Here is a 16,058-nt window from a genome sequence, read left to right as displayed (position 1 = left end):
TATCCGCATGAGTTTTTTAGTAAAACATTTAGGGATAGCTGAATACGAGTCAACTTATCAAGCGATGCGAGATTTTACGCAGCAGCGAGATGGCGATACCCCAGATGAAATTTGGATTCTTGAGCATCCCCCAGTTTTTACTTTGGGTTTAGCGGGAGATGCGAGCAACTTGCATTCTCCCAGCAATCAAATCCCATTAGTGCAGGTTGATCGTGGCGGTGAGATCACGTATCACGGACCTGGACAAATCGTGGTGTATTTACTGCTCGATCTGAGGCGTTTGGGCATTTTTGTAAAAGAGCTTGTCAACCGAATTGAGCAGGCTTTAATTGATACATTGGCAGATTTTGCTATTCAGGCAGAAAGACATGCTGGCGCACCTGGTATTTATCTTGCTCAGGAGGATTCAATACAGGCAGGGTATCGAGGTGCCAAGATTGCCGCCCTAGGTCTCAAGGTCTCCAAAGGGTGCTCTTATCATGGACTTGCTCTAAATGTATCGACCGATTTAGCTGCTTTTGCCCGAATTCACCCATGTGGTTATGAGGGCTTAAAGACGATCGATATGGAAACTCTTGGGATCAAGGACAATATAGACATTATTAGCCAAACCCTTTTGGGGCATTTGCAAAAGCAACTGATTTCATCATGACCACCAATAAGCCGGATCTCGATTCCACTGTCACTAGTAGCAATAGTCGACAGGATCTTAACTACGACGCCTCGCGCAAGCAGAAGTCGAGCGAGAAGACTGCACGTATTCCAATCAAGATTATTCCCTTGGAGCAAGTGCTCAAAAAGCCCGATTGGATTCGAGTAAAAGCTGCTTCTGGAAATTCTCGCTTTTCTGAGATTAAAAAGATTCTTCGAGAAAATGAGTTAGTCACCGTTTGCGAAGAAGCAAGTTGCCCCAATATTGGTGAGTGCTTTGGTAAAGGCACAGCTACCTTCATGGTCATGGGTGATAAATGTACACGTCGCTGCCCATTTTGTGATGTAGGTCATGGTAGACCAGATCCACTAGATACAAAAGAGCCGAGTAATTTAGCGCGCACGATTGCTGCTCTAAAATTAAATTATGTGGTGATTACTAGTGTAGATCGTGATGATTTACGTGATGGTGGCGCGATGCATTATGTGGACTGCATTTCTCAGTCACGCGATCTCTCCCCGAATACGCGTATTGAAGTGTTGGTACCAGATTTTCGTGGCCGCTTAGATAAGGCTTTAGATATTTTTTCTGAGCATGCGCCAAAAGGCCTACCTGATGTCATGAATCACAATCTAGAAACCGTACCGCGTTTGTATAAACAAGCGCGTCCTGGCGCAGACTACGCACATTCATTGAAGTTGTTGAAAGACTTTAAGGAGCGCTTTCCACATATTCCAACCAAAAGTGGTTTGATGGTGGGGTTGGGCGAGACGGATGAAGAGATCTTGGCGGTGATGCGTGATATGCGTGAGCACAATATCGATATGCTGACGATTGGTCAGTACCTAGCGCCGTCTGGTCACCATCTCCCAGTGCAGCGCTATGTCCATCCAGATGTGTTTAAGCAATTTGAGGAAGCGGCTTATGCCATGGGCTTCTCACATGCTGCCGTAGGCGCGATGGTGCGCTCTAGCTACCATGCTGACCAACAAGCACACAGTGCAGGTGTTGTCTAAACTTATGCTGCAAAAGTTTGTTGTAGTGCTGGCGCTTGCATTTCTACTTTCGGCTTGTAGTCCTAAATTAGATTGGCGGACAGTGCAGTCTCCACAAGAGGGTTACAGTGCTCTCTTTCCTGGTAAGCCTGAAAAGATTGAGCGACGACTGCCATATCAAAGTCAAGAAATTCCACAAACCTTGGAAGCAGTCAAAATTGAGGATGATATTTATTCGGTGAGTTCGATTCGTTTGAGTCAAGAGCAAGCTAGCCTAGCGCCTAATTTATTAGAGCAGGTGCAAGGTAACTTATTGAATCGCGCAAATGTAACTCTGGGGAGTGCCGTTAGTGTTGATGCGCTTTATCGGACTGCAAATAAACAGCGTGCCGCCACTAAAGATTATTTTTTAGAATTTAAATCTTCGGGCAGGGTAGAGCAGTCAATGCGGGTTCGTTGGATCACCAGAGTGACACCAGACAACGGGGCTTGGATTTATCAGATTTCGGTTTTGCATACTGCACCAGCACGAGTAGATGCCAAAACGTTTTTCTCTGAAGACGCGTACTCAAGTTTCTTTGATGAGTTTCATCCGGAATAGTTTCCAGATGAAAAAATTCTGATTAAGACTTTTCTAGGGCAGCTACCTTAGCCTCGAGAGTCTCTAACTTTTCTCTAGTCTTTGCTAAAACTTTAGATTGCAACTCAAACTCTTCGCGAGTAACCAAGTCCATTTTCTGAAAACCTTGATTCATCATGGCGCGCACATTCTTTTCAATCTCTTGCGCTGGTGAATTACGAATGGCATCACCAACCTTGTTCTGCATATCGCTAGCAATACGCTGGATTTGTTCTAGGATTTCACCTGGTTTTTGCATAATGCTGACCGCCGTTCTATTGAAATTTGCTTAAAAGATACAGAGGGTATTTTAAGTTGTTGGGCTAAAAACAGGCGAAACCAACTAAAAAATGCTGCATATGCACCTAAATGAACGAAAATAGTGCATATCTAAGCACCAAAATTGTGCATAAGCCTTATTTAGGTGAATTGTGACAAATCCATTAGCCTCCCAGCCTTCATGATCTCTTCATGCAATAAAGCATCTATCCCTTTTTTATGACCACTAAGGAGTTTCATATGAAAACGATTCAAAAGTCAGCCATCGCTCTTGCAGCTTCTGGCTTATTCGCAACAGCAGCATTTGCACAGACAGCTCCTGCAGCTGAGGCTCCAGAAGCCAGCCCTATTACAGCCAACGTAACAGTGGTGAATGACTACCGTTATCGCGGTCTAACTCAGTCAAACTTTAAGCCAGCCATCCAAGGTGGATTTGATTACGCTCATGAGAGTGGCTTTTATATTGGTAACTGGAATAGTTCTATCAGCTGGATTAGTGATGGTTATGGTGCTTCTGGATATCCTAACAAAGCTACAGTTTCCTCGCAGGTAGAAATGGATTTTTACGCTGGCTTTAAGAAAGAATTTATCGGCGAAGGCTTTGCAAGCGATGTTGGAGTCTTGCAGTACTTTTATCCTACATCTGGATTGCCAGGCATGGGATTGAATGCTAGAGCATCAGCTGCATCAAATACTGCAACATTAAGTGCCGCAGGATCACGTCAATCTGCTGGTGTGAATCCAAACACTACAGAACTTTATGCGGCACAGAACTTTACATTCGGCCCAACAACAGGTTTTATAAAATTGTCGTATGCATTAACACCACTTTTTGGAATATATAACAGCACAGGTTCTATGTATCCTGATTTGACAATTAATCACGATACAGGCTTTTATGGTATTACATTAAACGGCCATGCAGGCTATCAGAAGGTTACGAATAACTCTGGGAACTATAATTTTAGTTATGCAGACTGGAAACTTGGTTTAACTAAAGATTTTGGAGGCGGTTTATCTGGTGCTATTGCCTATGTTGGTACAAATGCCAAAAGTATCTCGGGCACCCCAATTTATGCAACGCCACAAAATGCTAATGCTGGAAAAGCTGGCGGTTTAATTTCCTTAACAAAAACTTTCTAATTCCTTCCTCTGAACGGAGAAACATATGAAATTAATTACCGCAATCATCAAGCCCTTCAAGCTTGACGAAGTGCGCGAAGCTCTCTCGGAAGTGGGAGTTTCGGGCATCACAGTCACTGAAGTTAAAGGCTTTGGTCGTCAAAAGGGTCACACTGAGTTGTATCGCGGTGCTGAGTATGTAGTTGACTTTTTGCCGAAGGTAAAAATTGAAGCTGCTGTTGAAGATGGCATCTTGGAGCGAGCGATTGAAGCAATTGAAAAATCTGCTCGTACTGGAAAAATTGGCGACGGTAAGATTTTTGTCTCCCCAGTTGAACACGTCATTCGCATTCGTACCGGTGAAACCGGCGCGTCAGCACTTTAAAGAGAGGTTCAAAATGTTAACTTGGATGAAACGACTCCTAGCTGGAAGCGCAATGGCCTTGGCTATTGGCGCAACTAGCGTGATGGTAGCTTCACCGGCTTTTGCTGATGAGGCTAAGCCAGTTGCCGCTGCGGCTGCGGCTGCAGTTGCTGCTGCTCCTGCATTAGTTCCTAACAAGGGTGATACAGCTTGGTTATTGGTGTGTACAGCACTAGTAATCTTGATGACATTGCCTGGTTTGGCTTTGTTTTATGGCGGCTTGACACGCAGTAAGAACATTCTCTCTGTACTCGTACAGTGTATGTTTGTATTTGCATTGATCACAGTGTTGTGGTCCCTTTATGGATACAGCTTTGCATTTACTGAAGGTGGCGCATTCATTGGTGGACTTGATCGTTTGTTCTTGCAAGGTATTACTCCAGATTCAGTTGCCGCAACATTTAGCAAAGGCATTGTGATTCCTGAGTATGTATTTATGGCCTTCCAAGCTGCATTTGCAACGATTACTTGCTGCTTGATCATTGGTTCATTTGCCGAGCGCGCAAAGTTTTCTGCAATTGTGTTGTTTGTCATTCTTTGGTTCACTTTCAGCTACATACCAATCGCTCATATGGTTTGGTTCTGGCCTGGTCCTGATGACATCAAAGATGCTGCATCGCTTGAGGCAATCACAGCGCGTGCTGGTTGGCTGTGGCAGAAGGGTGTTCTAGACTTTGCTGGTGGTACCGTTGTCCACATCAATGCTGCGATCGCAGGTTTGGTAGGTTCATTCGTGATCGGTAAACGTTTGGGTTACGGCAAAGAAGCAATGAAGCCACACAACTTAGTGTTCGTGATGATTGGTGCTTCACTATTGTGGTTCGGTTGGTTTGGTTTCAATGCTGGCTCTGCTCTCGAAGCAAACGGCAGTGCAGCCTTGGCATTCGTAAACACATTATTGGCAACCGCTGCAGCAGTATTGAGCTGGTCAGTTGCTGAGTGGGTTCACAAAGGTAAGCCTTCCATGTTGGGTGGTGCATCTGGTTGCGTAGCAGGTTTAGTGGCAATTACCCCAGCTGCAGGTTTCGTTGGCCCAATGGGTGCGCTCGTAATCGGTGCGGCTGCTGGCGTTATCTGCTTGTGGGGTGTTTCTGGTCTCAAGAAGCTTTTGGGTTCAGATGACAGCTTGGACGTATTCGGTGTGCACGGCGTTGGCGGTATCTTGGGCGCTTTGTTAACTGGTGTGTTCGCAGACCCAGCTTTAGGTGGAACAGGCATTTGGGATTATGTAGCGAATGCTGCAGCCCCTGATTACTCTATCGCTAGCCAATTGTGGATTCAGAGCCAAGGCGTGATCGTGACCTTAATTTGGTCTGGCGTAGTTTCTTATATCGCCTTCAAATTGGTTGATATGGTGGTTGGCCTGCGCGTTAAGGAAGATGAAGAGCGCGAAGGTTTGGATATCAGCTCCCACGGTGAGTCCGCTTACGAGTCTTAATTAGCTTTTTTACCCCTCACTGGGCGGCTTTAGTTAGCTGCCCGGTTTTTAAGCGCGGGATCCTCGGATTCCGCGTCTTTCTTTTAAAAAATCTTACAATGGTGAAATGGTTCCACATCTCATCACTGCCCTAAGCGGCCCCCTTCTCGATCTTGAGTCAAAGGTATTAGAAGCAACCCCAACGATTGAGCGCTGGTTTAGGCTTGAGTGGCAAGAGCACACCCCGCCGTTTTACTGCTCAGTTGACTTACGTAACGCCGGCTTTAAGCTTGCACCAGTTGATACCAACCTCTTCCCGGGTGGTTTTAACAACCTATCACCCCAAATGTTGCCTTTAGCGGTGCAGGCGGCAATGGCGGCAATCGAGAAGATTTGCCCTGAGGCAAAAAATTTACTATTGATACCTGAGCGACACACTCGCAATACTTTCTACTTACAGAATATTGCGCGTTTATCTTCGATCCTGCGTCAAGCTGGACTTAATGTCCGCCTAGGCACCTTGTCTGATGAAATTAAAAAGCCAACTTGGATTGATCTGCCTGATGGCAATCGTCTCTTGATGGAGCCTTTATCTCGTTTGGGTCTGAAGAAGCAACGCCTTGGGTTAAAGGATTTCGATCCTTGCTCAATTTTGCTGAACAATGATTTATCAGCAGGCATTCCTCCGATCTTAGAAAATCTGCATGAGCAGTATCTCTTGCCGGGTCTGCATGCTGGCTGGCACGTCCGCCGTAAGTCGAAACACTTTGCTGCTTACGATGAGGTCGCTAAAAAGTTTGCAAAGGTAGTTGATATTGATCCCTGGATGATCAATCCTTATTTTGCAAGCTGCTCTGATGTGAACTTCCATGAGCGTAAGAGTGAAGAAGAATTGCAGACTGCTGTCGAGAAAGTTCTTAAGAAGACTGCCAAGAAGTACCGTGAGTACGGGATTAAAGAAAAACCATACGTAGTTGTCAAAGCAGATGCTGGTACATATGGCATGGGTGTGATGGTGGTAAATGATCCGGCCCAGCTCAAAGACCTGAACCGCAAAGACCGCAATAAGATGAGTGTTGTAAAAGAAGGTCTTGAGGTAAGTGATGTATTGATTCAGGAAGGTGTCTATACCTTTGAGAAGGTCAATGAAGCTGTTGCAGAGCCGGTGGTGTACATGATTGATCGCTATGTGATTGGTGGCTTCTATCGAGTGCATACTGACCGCGGCCCTGATGAAAATTTGAATGCTCCAGGGATGCATTTTGTACCTTTAGCATTTGAGCAAAACTCTATCCCAGATCTGGGCGCAAAGCCTGGCAGTGCACCGCCAAATCGTTTTTATCTATATGGCGTCGTCGCTCGTCTAGCCCTGCTGGCGGCCTCTCTAGAGTTAGAGCGCTCTGATCCGAATGCTGAATCTGCTTAATCTATTCGGATGTTGACATGAACCTGCTTTTCATAGCGGATCCTTTGGAGTCTTTTAAGGTTAGTAAAGATTCCACCTTAGCAATGATGCGAGTTGCGCAAGAAGCAGGGCATCAACTTTGGTTTTGCGAAAGTCGCAATATCCTCTGGAGAAATGATTTTGTAGTGGCAGATTGCTCCTCTCTCGATATCAAACCAAGCGGTACAACATGGTTTGAATTAGGCGCTGTAGAAGAGCGCCCACTAAATACCTTTAACGCAGTCATGATGCGCACTGACCCGCCATTTGATATTGAATATCTTAATACCACCTGGCTACTGTCTGCTGCTGTTCGTCAGGGTGCGAAAGTATTTAATAACCCAACTGCTATTCGGGATCATTCCGAAAAGATATCGATCACTGAGTTTCCGGAACTCATTCCGCCAACTTTAGTAACGCGCGAACTCAGTGCGATTGAAGTGTTTCATCAAGAGTATCAAGATATTGTGATTAAGCCCCTTGATGGCATGGGTGGTATGGGTGTGTTTCGTGTTGGGCCAGATGGCCTCAATCTGGCAAGTATTGTTGAGACCCTTGGCGAGAATGGCGCACGTACTTTGATGGTACAAAGATTTTTGCCGGAGATTATGCAAGGTGATAAACGGGTATTACTAATCGGTGGTGAGGTGGTGCCATTTTCTCTAGCTCGCATCCCACAGGGTAGTGAAATCCGAGGTAATTTGGCTGCTGGGGGTAAGGGCGTATCAATGCCTCTGACGGATGCTGAGAGAAAAGTTGCGGAGCGTTTGGCCCCCATTTTGAATGCCCGTGGCTTATTCTTGGTAGGATTAGATTTAATTGGTGCATATGTCACAGAAATTAATGTGACAAGCCCAACTTGTTTTGTAGAAATTACTGAGCAAAGTGGATTTGATGTCCCAAAATTTTGGTTAACCGCGCTTGAAAAGGCATTGGCATAAACATGGTTGGAATCGTCATAGTTGCCCACACCCCAGTAGCAAGTGCGATGCTTGGATTTGCTGAGCATGCTTTCGGTGTGATGCCGGAGAGAGTGAGGGCTGTCGACGTTCCACCCTACGAAGATATCAAAGTCAGTTTCGACCGGGTCTTAAAAGCAGCCTATGGAGTTAATACGGGTCAGGGCGTTTTAATTTTGACTGATGTGATGGGTGCCACTCCGGCCAATGTGGCATCTAAGCTTGAAGCCCTAGGCCCGCTGTCGGGCCTGAATGCCCCCGTAATTGTTTTAGCGGGACTCAATTTGCCTATGCTGATGCGGTGTATTTCTCATCGCGGCGAGGGCTTAGAAGAGTTGGCCCATAAAGCGCTTCAGGGCGGTCAAAATGGCATTCTGCGTTTAGGTTCTAAAGCCCCTCAAGCCACTACAGAGAAATAGGATTCCCGATGCCTGTTGCTGAAATCGAAATAATTAATAAGTTGGGCTTACATGCTCGAGCATCAGCCAAGTTATCCCAGCTTGCTGCTGAGTTTCCTTGTGAAATCTTCTTATCTCGCAATGGTCGTCAAATCAACGCCAAGAGCATTATGGGTGTCATGATGCTGGCCGCTGGGATTGGAAGTACGGTCACTCTAGAAACTGTTGGGGAAAAAGAAGATGAGGCAATGCAGGCTTTAACTGCATTGATCAATGATCGATTTGGTGAGGGCGAATAAGGATGACTTTTGCTTTGCACGGAATTGCAGTCTCCAAGGGAATTGCTATTGGGAAGGCTGTACTGATATCACGTGCTGCATTAGAGGTTAGTCATTACTTAGTTGAAGCAGGTAAAGAAGAGGATGAGGCTCAAAAATTATTAGATGCTTTTGAGCAGGTGCGCCAAGAATTGGAGCAATTGCGTCAAGGCTTGCCTAAAGACGCGCCACAAGAAATGGCTGCATTCTTAGATGTCCACAGCATGATTCTGGCAGATCCAGCTTTAGCGCAGAAGCCTATTAAATTAATTCGCACTCAGAGGTTAAATGCTGCTTGGGCTTTAACAACCGAACTGAATGATCTTTTAGAGCAGTTTGCAGATATTGAGGATGCCTATTTAAAAGAGCGTGCCAACGATATTCGTCAGGTAGCAGAGCGTGTAGTCAAGGCTTTGAATGCCCAGAAAAAGAACTCTCTACGTGATGCTGATTTTTTGCCTGCGACCGATATTGGCGTTGAGTCCATTATTGTTGCTCACGATATCGCTCCTCATGACATGTTGCGTTTCAAAGACCATGCCTTTACAGGATTTGTAACTGACCTTGGCGGTAAAACCTCTCATACCGCTATTGTTGCGCGTAGTATGGAAATTCCGGCTGTAGTCGGTGTGCGACATGCTAGTGAAATGATTCGGCATGGCGATTGGTTGATATTAGATGGAGAGCATGGGGTTGTCGTTGTTGCGCCCGATGAACAACTCCTTGCCGAGTATCGCAAGCTACAAGCCCAAGCATTAAAAGAGGCCCGCAAGCTAAGGCAGTTAAAACATTCTAAGACAGAAACAACTGATCGTGTCGAGATTGAGTTATTTGCCAATATTGAATTGCCCGAAGATGCCATTCAGGCGGTAAAGTTGGGTGCTGTAGGTGTTGGTTTATTCCGCTCTGAATTTTTATTTATGGATCGCAAGCAAGCCTTGCCTGACGAAGAGCGGCAGTACGAAGAATATCGTCGCGTAGTCGATTTAATGCATGGATTACCCGTCAATATTAGAACCATTGATGTTGGCGCCGATAAGGCCCTAGGTGGAGGTGGTGATATTTCTCAAACTGGTGCATCACCGCTTGGGTTACGAGCGATTCGCTGGTCTTTGACAGAGCCTGAAATCTTTTTGACGCAACTCAGGGCAATTTTGCGCGCATCGGCTCATGGTCAGGCACGCATCATGATTCCGATGCTGGCTCATGCCAAAGAAATCGATGAAACATTGAGGTTAATTGAAAAAGCAAAGCAACAATTACATCAGCGTGGTCAGGCATTCAATCCCAATATTCAAGTTGGCGCAATGATTGAAATTCCGGCAGCCGCCCTGATGCTACCGTTGTTTATCAATCGATTTGATTTTCTTTCTATTGGTACGAATGATTTAATTCAGTACACTTTGGCAATTGATCGCGCAGATCATGCAGTCGCACACTTATACGACCCTTTACACCCTGCAATTCTGAATTTGCTGTCTAGCATCATCGATCAAGCCAAGCGCGCTGATGTGCCGGTTGCCGTTTGCGGGGAGATGGCTGGCGACCCTACATTAACAAAACTATTACTTGCCCTCGGGCTGACTGATTTCTCTATGCATTTCAGTCAACTATTGTTAGTCAAGCGTGAGATATTAAAAGCAAATGTAGGTCTATTAAAAGCGCGTGCCCCTAGGGTACTTCGTGCTTATGAGCCTGAAGAGCAGACTAAAGCATTGGAGTATTTGCTCTCTTAATTCCTTAGTGTTGGGAGCCGCACACTTTACAGGCGGGATTACGAGCAATGCGAATCTCATCAATCTGAGTATTCATGGCATTCCACAGCAACATTCTTCCAACGAGAGTCTGACCAAAGCCAATCAATACCTGAAGAGCTTGGGCCGCTTGCATTGCGCCAATAATGCCAACGAGAGGGGAAAAGATGCCCATACTAGCGCAGCTGACTTCTTCAAACTGTTCTTCCGGAGAGAAAAGGCAGGCGTAGCAGGGGGATGCCTCACTGCGAAAATCAAAGACATTGAGTTGACCATCAAATTTGAGGGCAGAACCAGAGACGAGTGGAGTCTTATGGATAAAGCAGGCTTGATTGATCAGCTGGCGAGTAGCAAAGTTATCCGTGCAATCTAAAACGAGATGAACTGCTGGCAAGAGTGTATTTAGTAAATCTTCTGAAGTCTTTTCTGAGATTGCATTGATCGTGAGGGCGGGATTCAGACTTTGTAAAAATTGTTTCCCAGATTCCACCTTAGTCTTACCTATCGAGTTCTGGGTATGCATGATTTGTCGCTGCAAATTAGTGAGCTCGACTTGGTCGTGATCAACTAGCGTTATCTCTCCTACGCCAGCAGCAGCTAGATAAGGTGCGGCTGCGCTACCTAGTCCACCAGCACCAATGATGAGTATGTGCGAGCCAAGCAACTTTTCTTGGCCAGCAACATCAATTTCTTCTAGTAATAAATGCCTCGAGTAGCGAAGCAGCTGCTCATCGTTCATGTATTGACCTAATGCTAAAACTTACTCTAGCTTAGAGGCTGAGCGTTTTACAGGCTCACCATTAATAAATGCGACTGCCTGAGTCAGCATAAAATCATCTGCACTGCCAAGCTCGACAGGCTTCTTAGACTTTTCTTTTTCTTTCTCTTCTGGAGTCTTCTTGGCATTTTTTTCTTCAATACGTTGTAACTCTTCTAAGCGACGTTTTTCTCGCTCGGAGGCTAGCTTTTCCTCCGAAGATTGCTTATTACGCAAATGCTTCTCGCTGTCGATCTCGCGAGTGATCAATACATCGTCAGGATCGCCATCTTTATTTTGATCAACTGCAATATCAGGTTTGATGCCATACGCTTGAATGGATTTGCCACTTGGTGTGTAGTAATACGCCGTAGTGATTTTCAAAGCTGAGTCATTAGTGAGGGGGCGGACTGTTTGTACCGAGCCTTTACCGAAAGTCGTTTTACCAATAATGGTTGCACGTTTGTAATCTTGTAATGCGCCAGCCACAATTTCAGAGGCTGATGCTGAATAAGCATTTACTAAAACTACCATTGGTAATTTTTTATACATCGCTGGTACACCAGCTAAAGGATCACCAGGCTCACTGAGGCGATACATTGCTGGTGTCGCATTAAAGACCTGCTTAGAGTCAGCTGTCTGCCCTTTGGTGGAAACGATGACAGCATCCGCTGGCAAGAAAGCAGCAGCAACACCGACTGCACCCTGTAGTAAGCCACCACCATTGTTTCTGAGATCAAGAATAATCCCCTTCATTTTAGGATCTTGATTTGCAAGTTCAGTTAACTTCTTAGCAAGATCAGGAATGGTACGTTCTTGAAAGCTCGTTACTCTGACCCAGGCAATGCTGTTATCCAAAATTTTGGCTTTGACTGATTGCACTTTAATTTCAGCACGGGTAATGGTTACCGGAAAGCTACGCTCTTCACTTTTACGGAAGACGGTCAAAGTAATTTTTGTGCCAGGTGTGCCGCGCATGGTGCGCACTGCTTTATCTAAGGACATGCCACGAACCGGTTTATCGTCCAAGCGAGTAATGAGGTCGCCAGCTTGGAGCCCAGCGCGTGCTGCAGGACTATCTTCAATTGGATTGAGTACTTTAACAACGCCATCTTCTGAGGTGATTTCAATACCAAGTCCAGCAAACTTACCGCTGGTTTGCTCTTGCATTTCAGAGAAGTCTTTTTTATCAAGATAGGTGGAGTGAGGATCAAGGCTGCTCACCATACCCTTGACTGCATCGGTTAGCAGTTGTTTATCTTCGATTGGTTCAACATACTCACGCTTGATTTGCGCAAAGACATTCGATAGTGTGCGCAACTCATCCAAAGGGAGCGTAGCGCCCTGTTGAGCTGTAGCTGAAAGCTGGATAGTGGCTGCAACCCCGGCGATGAGGCCGACAGAGACTAGGGCAAAGTTCTTGAAAAATACGCGCATATTTCTGTTTTACCTTAATCCAAATAAAAATGCTGAATAGGTTTGAGATTGTCATCAAGCTCGTAAACAAGCGGGATGCCATTAGGGACATTGATTTCCATGATGTCCTGATCAGAAACCTGGTCGAGATACTTAATTAAAGAGCGAATGCTATTACCGTGTGCGACAAGTAATACGCGCTTACCTGCTTTGAGGGCGGGTGCGATTGATTCATTCCAAAGGGGTAATACACGCTCGACGTTGTCTTTAAGACACTCCCCCAAGGGAATGTCGGAATTACTCAGTTTTGCGTAACGTGGATCATTTTGAGGATTGCGCTCATCATCCTTTTCTAGGAGCGGTGGGCGAACATCATAGGAGCGACGCCAAATATGAACTTGCGCATCTCCGTACTGTTGGGCAGTTTCGGCTTTATTTAGACCTGTGAGGGCGCCATAGTGACGCTCGTTCAGTCTCCAACTGTGTACCACTGGCAACCACATGAGGTCCATGGTGTCTTGAACATGCCATAGGGTGCGAATGGCTCTTCTGAGTACTGAGGTGTAAGCCACATCAAATTCATAGCCAGCTTTACGGAGGTTTTCACCTGCAGCAAGGGCCTGTTCAGTCCCCTTGGGGGTTAAGTCAACGTCCGCCCAGCCAGTAAATCGGTTTTCAAGGTTCCAGGCGGATTCGCCATGACGAATAAGGACAAGTTGTTTCATAGAGCCATTCTATAATCCGGTGATGAACTTTCTCACACAAATTGATAATTTAGCGCTTATTGCCCTCCTACTAGTTACGGGCGCAGCGCTCTTCCTACCTACATTATCTACGCTTATTAGCGGAAAAGGCTTATCGCCTACCGAAGCGACTATCTGGATCAATCGTCGCAAAGCAGTCGTTTTGGACTTGCGTCCAGCATCCGATTTTAAGATTGGCCATTTACCAGGATCAAAGCATATTTTGGCTGAGCAAATTCCATCTGGAATAGACAAGCTCAAGCTAGATCGTAACAATCCCATCATTTTGGTCTGTGAGTCTGGTGCGAACGCTCGCAAGCTGGTCCCAGAGCTTAATAAGCTGGGGTTCCCAGAAGTTGCAGTCCTAGATGGCGGGGTTCAAGGCTGGCAAGCTGCAGCTTTGCCATTGGTTAAATAATTTAGCGAGTCTCAGATATGCCACCAGTCACGATGTACAGCACCCAAGTGTGTCCATATTGCGTTATGGCAGAGAAGCTTCTGCATAAGAAGGGTGTTGCCAATTTAGAGAAGATTCTGATTGATCGGGATCCTGCGCAGCGCGAGATCATGATGACCCGCACTGGTCGTCGTACAGTGCCACAGATTTATATTGGTGAGACTCATGTTGGCGGTTATGACGACCTAGTTGCTTTAGATCGCGCTGGCCAACTTGATCCGCTACTAGCTTAAAAATTTACTCAGAAAGTTTCCATGACTGAACAAACTACTTCCACCCCAGATACTACTGATAATTCAAAAGAGCCTGGCTTTCGTATTCAACGAATCTACCTCAAGGATCTATCTCTCGAACAACCGCACGCACCGCAAATTTTATTAGTTGCAGCCGAGCCTCAAGTTGAGGTTGAAGTCGATGTTGCAGTTACTCGCTTGGGCGATGAAATTTTTGAGGTTGCATTAATTGCAACGGTCACTGCTAAGGTAGAGGGCAAAGCGCTCTTCTTAGTTGAAGCAAAACAAGCGGGTATTTTTGAATTTAGTAATATTCCTGTAGAGCAAATTGATCCCATGTTAGGTATTGCTTGCCCAACAATTTTGTATCCTTATTTGCGCTCAAATATTGCCGACACCATCAGTCGTGCAGGTTTCCAGCCAATCCATTTGAATGAGATTAATTTCCACGGTATGTACGAGCATCGCATGATGCAGGCTGCCCAAGGAGCTGCAACGGAGAGTAGCTCAGCCGATGAAAGCAAAATCATTCTTCCTCACTAAGCTGGCTTTTAAAGTCCACAGATCATGAAAGTGACGCTGCTTGGAGCTGGCTCATGGGGCACAGCTATGGCAGCGCAAGCTGCACGATATCTTCAGCCGGGCGATGTTTGTCTATGGTCTCGAAGCGTTGAGCAAATTGAAGATATGCAGCACTCAGGCGCAAACACGGCCTATTTACCTAGTGTCGTCTTGCCTAAGGGTTTGCAATTGGAGGTGAGTTTTGAGCGGGCCATCGAACGCCTTTCTGAAAATGATCTTTTGATAATTGCTACCCCGATGTCCGGTTTATCAGAAACAGTGGCGCAGGTATTGCGCCTTGCAAAACATCCCCTCAATATTGTTTGGTTGTGCAAGGGCCTGGAGCCCAGTACTACCTTATTGCCACACCAAGTAGTGGAACGCGAAGATCAACTACACAGCCATGGCATACGTCATTCTTATGGCGCTCTATCAGGACCTAGTTTTGCCCAAGAAGTTGCTAATGGTATGCCTTGCGCATTAACCGTTGCTAGTCAATCCAATACCTTGTGTGACATTGTTCAGGGTGCCTTCCACCATGGCAATATGCGCATCTATGCCAGCGATGATTTGATTGGTGTCGAGCTAGGCGGCGCCATTAAAAACGTTTTAGCGATTGCGGCTGGTATTGGCGATGGCTTAGACCTTGGCTTAAACGCACGTGCCGCAGTATTAACTCGCGGCCTTGCAGAAATGATGCGCTTAGTAAAAGTGGCCGGCGGCAGACCAGAGACCTGTATGGGATTAACTGGCGTGGGCGATTTGATTTTGACGGCTACGGGAGACCTCTCCCGTAATCGCCGTGTTGGTTTAGCACTAGCAGCAGGAAAACCCTTGCCTGAAATTTTGGATAACTTAGGACATGTTGCTGAGGGTGTCTTATGCGCCTCAGCTGTTGGGAATCTCGCTACGCGTTTGGGTGTTGAGATGCCAATTACCACCATGATGGGCGAAGTCTTATCTGGAAAACTTTCACCACAGGAAGCAGTTAAAAAACTGATGGGGCGCGATCCCAAGCTTGAAGTTTAGTTTTTTAACTTCCGCCAAGTAATCCGTTTTGGCGCCAAGCCTCATACACCACAATCGCCACCGTATTCGAGAGATTTAAGCTACGACTACTATCTTGCATTGCTAAGCGCATTTGGTTGGGGCTTGGAATTGAGTCCCTGACTTCTTCAGTGATGCCTTTGGTTTCTGAACCAAAAACAAAATAATCCCCAGGCAAATACGTGCCATCATGAAACTTGCCGGAACCCTTGGTGCTTAAGGCAAAAAGACGCTCAGGCTGTGGCTGTTCATCAGCTAGAAATCGTAACCAGTTTTGATGCACTTTGACTTTAGCAAACTCATGGTAGTCCAGGCCAGCTCTGCGTAGTTTTGCATCTTCCATCGGAAAGCCAAGTGGCTCGATGAGATGAAGCTTTGCGCCTGTGTTTGCACATAGGCGAATGATGTTGCCCGTGTTGGGTGGAATTTCTGGTTCGAACAAAACGATATTAAACATGTGTTTA

The 16,058-nt window shown here is 46.0% G+C and carries 19 protein-coding genes and 1 pseudogene; 15 read left to right on the top strand and 5 right to left on the bottom strand.

Going from position 1 to position 16,058, the window contains the following annotated elements; genetic code table 11:
* The first annotated feature begins 7 nt into the window (after positions 1 to 7).
* The 3 genes and pseudogenes from lipB to ICV89_RS10255 all read left to right on the top strand — a co-directional run bounded on the left by lipB (position 8) and on the right by ICV89_RS10255 (position 2,248).
* Positions 8 to 652 (top strand): lipoyl(octanoyl) transferase LipB, encoded by a 645-nt coding sequence (gene lipB, locus ICV89_RS10265; RefSeq protein ID WP_215308546.1) that lies wholly within the window; start codon positions 8 to 10, stop codon positions 650 to 652.
* A gap of 62 nt (positions 653 to 714) precedes the next feature.
* Positions 715 to 1,668: pseudogene (gene lipA, locus ICV89_RS10260) on the top strand (lipoyl synthase); the annotation flags it as partial.
* A 4-nt stretch (positions 1,669 to 1,672) separates the two neighbouring features.
* Positions 1,673 to 2,248, top strand: a complete 576-nt coding sequence (locus tag ICV89_RS10255; protein WP_215308544.1) for a hypothetical protein — start codon at positions 1,673 to 1,675, stop codon at positions 2,246 to 2,248.
* Positions 2,249 to 2,270: 22 nt separating this feature from the next.
* Here the strand turns inward: ICV89_RS10255 and ICV89_RS10250 are convergent, their stop codons facing one another.
* Positions 2,271 to 2,525 carry an accessory factor UbiK family protein gene (locus ICV89_RS10250; RefSeq protein WP_215308543.1) on the bottom strand — a complete coding sequence of 85 codons (255 nt, stop codon included), beginning with the start codon at positions 2,523 to 2,525 and terminating at the stop codon, positions 2,271 to 2,273.
* Between the two features lie 260 nt (positions 2,526 to 2,785).
* Between ICV89_RS10250 and ICV89_RS10245 the strand changes: the two genes are divergently transcribed.
* The 8 genes from ICV89_RS10245 (at position 2,786) to ptsP (ending at position 10,362) form a co-directional block, all read left to right on the top strand.
* The gene (locus ICV89_RS10245; protein WP_215308542.1) at positions 2,786 to 3,688 is read left to right on the top strand and encodes a TorF family putative porin; all 903 of its coding nucleotides are present in this window, start codon (positions 2,786 to 2,788) and stop codon (positions 3,686 to 3,688) included.
* A gap of 25 nt (positions 3,689 to 3,713) precedes the next feature.
* Positions 3,714 to 4,052: a P-II family nitrogen regulator gene (locus ICV89_RS10240; RefSeq protein ID WP_011903792.1), complete on the top strand. Its 339-nt coding sequence runs from the start codon at positions 3,714 to 3,716 to the stop codon at positions 4,050 to 4,052.
* Positions 4,053 to 4,065: 13 nt separating this feature from the next.
* Positions 4,066 to 5,529 (top strand): ammonium transporter, encoded by a 1,464-nt coding sequence (locus ICV89_RS10235; RefSeq protein ID WP_215308541.1) that lies wholly within the window; start codon positions 4,066 to 4,068, stop codon positions 5,527 to 5,529.
* Positions 5,530 to 5,635: 106 nt separating this feature from the next.
* On the top strand, positions 5,636 to 6,934 hold the full coding sequence (gene gshA, locus ICV89_RS10230) for a glutamate--cysteine ligase (protein WP_215308540.1): 1,299 nt from the start codon (positions 5,636 to 5,638) through the stop codon (positions 6,932 to 6,934).
* A 17-nt stretch (positions 6,935 to 6,951) separates the two neighbouring features.
* Positions 6,952 to 7,893, top strand: coding sequence for a glutathione synthase (gene gshB, locus ICV89_RS10225; RefSeq protein ID WP_215308539.1), 942 nt, complete (start codon positions 6,952 to 6,954; stop codon positions 7,891 to 7,893).
* A gap of 2 nt (positions 7,894 to 7,895) precedes the next feature.
* On the top strand, positions 7,896 to 8,330 hold the full coding sequence (locus tag ICV89_RS10220) for a PTS sugar transporter subunit IIA (RefSeq protein WP_215308538.1): 435 nt from the start codon (positions 7,896 to 7,898) through the stop codon (positions 8,328 to 8,330).
* Between the two features lie 8 nt (positions 8,331 to 8,338).
* Positions 8,339 to 8,608 carry an HPr family phosphocarrier protein gene (locus tag ICV89_RS10215; RefSeq protein ID WP_015422104.1) on the top strand — a complete coding sequence of 90 codons (270 nt, stop codon included), beginning with the start codon at positions 8,339 to 8,341 and terminating at the stop codon, positions 8,606 to 8,608.
* Between the two features lie 2 nt (positions 8,609 to 8,610).
* Positions 8,611 to 10,362, top strand: coding sequence for a phosphoenolpyruvate--protein phosphotransferase (gene ptsP, locus ICV89_RS10210; RefSeq protein WP_215308537.1), 1,752 nt, complete (start codon positions 8,611 to 8,613; stop codon positions 10,360 to 10,362).
* Between the two features lie 4 nt (positions 10,363 to 10,366).
* Here ptsP and ICV89_RS10205 read toward each other — a convergent pair whose 3' ends face one another.
* Genes ICV89_RS10205 through gpmA form a run of 3 tightly spaced genes read right to left on the bottom strand, consistent with a single transcriptional unit; the run spans position 10,367 to position 13,278 of the window.
* Positions 10,367 to 11,119, bottom strand: coding sequence for a molybdopterin-synthase adenylyltransferase MoeB (locus ICV89_RS10205; RefSeq protein ID WP_215308536.1), 753 nt, complete (start codon positions 11,117 to 11,119; stop codon positions 10,367 to 10,369).
* 21 nt (positions 11,120 to 11,140) lie between these two features.
* On the bottom strand, positions 11,141 to 12,574 hold the full coding sequence (locus ICV89_RS10200; RefSeq protein ID WP_215308535.1) for a S41 family peptidase: 1,434 nt from the start codon (positions 12,572 to 12,574) through the stop codon (positions 11,141 to 11,143).
* 14 nt (positions 12,575 to 12,588) lie between these two features.
* Positions 12,589 to 13,278: a 2,3-diphosphoglycerate-dependent phosphoglycerate mutase gene (gpmA, locus tag ICV89_RS10195; RefSeq protein WP_215308534.1), complete on the bottom strand. Its 690-nt coding sequence runs from the start codon at positions 13,276 to 13,278 to the stop codon at positions 12,589 to 12,591.
* Positions 13,279 to 13,300: 22 nt separating this feature from the next.
* Here gpmA and ICV89_RS10190 point away from each other — a divergent pair, with 22 nt between their 5' ends.
* Genes ICV89_RS10190 through ICV89_RS10175 form a run of 4 tightly spaced genes read left to right on the top strand, consistent with a single transcriptional unit; the run spans position 13,301 to position 15,576 of the window.
* Positions 13,301 to 13,714 (top strand): rhodanese-like domain-containing protein, encoded by a 414-nt coding sequence (locus ICV89_RS10190; RefSeq protein WP_215308533.1) that lies wholly within the window; start codon positions 13,301 to 13,303, stop codon positions 13,712 to 13,714.
* A 17-nt stretch (positions 13,715 to 13,731) separates the two neighbouring features.
* Positions 13,732 to 13,986, top strand: coding sequence for a glutaredoxin 3 (gene grxC / locus ICV89_RS10185; RefSeq protein ID WP_215308532.1), 255 nt, complete (start codon positions 13,732 to 13,734; stop codon positions 13,984 to 13,986).
* A gap of 21 nt (positions 13,987 to 14,007) precedes the next feature.
* On the top strand, positions 14,008 to 14,529 hold the full coding sequence (gene secB, locus ICV89_RS10180; protein WP_215308531.1) for a protein-export chaperone SecB: 522 nt from the start codon (positions 14,008 to 14,010) through the stop codon (positions 14,527 to 14,529).
* Between the two features lie 24 nt (positions 14,530 to 14,553).
* A complete protein-coding gene (locus ICV89_RS10175; protein WP_215308530.1) occupies positions 14,554 to 15,576 on the top strand; it encodes an NAD(P)H-dependent glycerol-3-phosphate dehydrogenase in 1,023 nt (340 codons plus the stop codon).
* Positions 15,577 to 15,580: 4 nt separating this feature from the next.
* Here the strand turns inward: ICV89_RS10175 and trmL are convergent, their stop codons facing one another.
* The gene (gene trmL, locus ICV89_RS10170; RefSeq protein WP_215308529.1) at positions 15,581 to 16,051 is read right to left on the bottom strand and encodes a tRNA (uridine(34)/cytosine(34)/5-carboxymethylaminomethyluridine(34)-2'-O)-methyltransferase TrmL; all 471 of its coding nucleotides are present in this window, start codon (positions 16,049 to 16,051) and stop codon (positions 15,581 to 15,583) included.
* Positions 16,052 to 16,058 lie beyond the last annotated feature (7 nt).

Source organism: Polynucleobacter sp. Adler-ghost, assembly GCF_018688495.1.
In the GTDB taxonomy this organism is placed as follows: domain Bacteria; phylum Pseudomonadota; class Gammaproteobacteria; order Burkholderiales; family Burkholderiaceae; genus Polynucleobacter.
The sequence above is the reverse complement of the archived record's forward strand: the minus strand, read 5'-3'. Positions and strand labels throughout refer to the sequence as shown.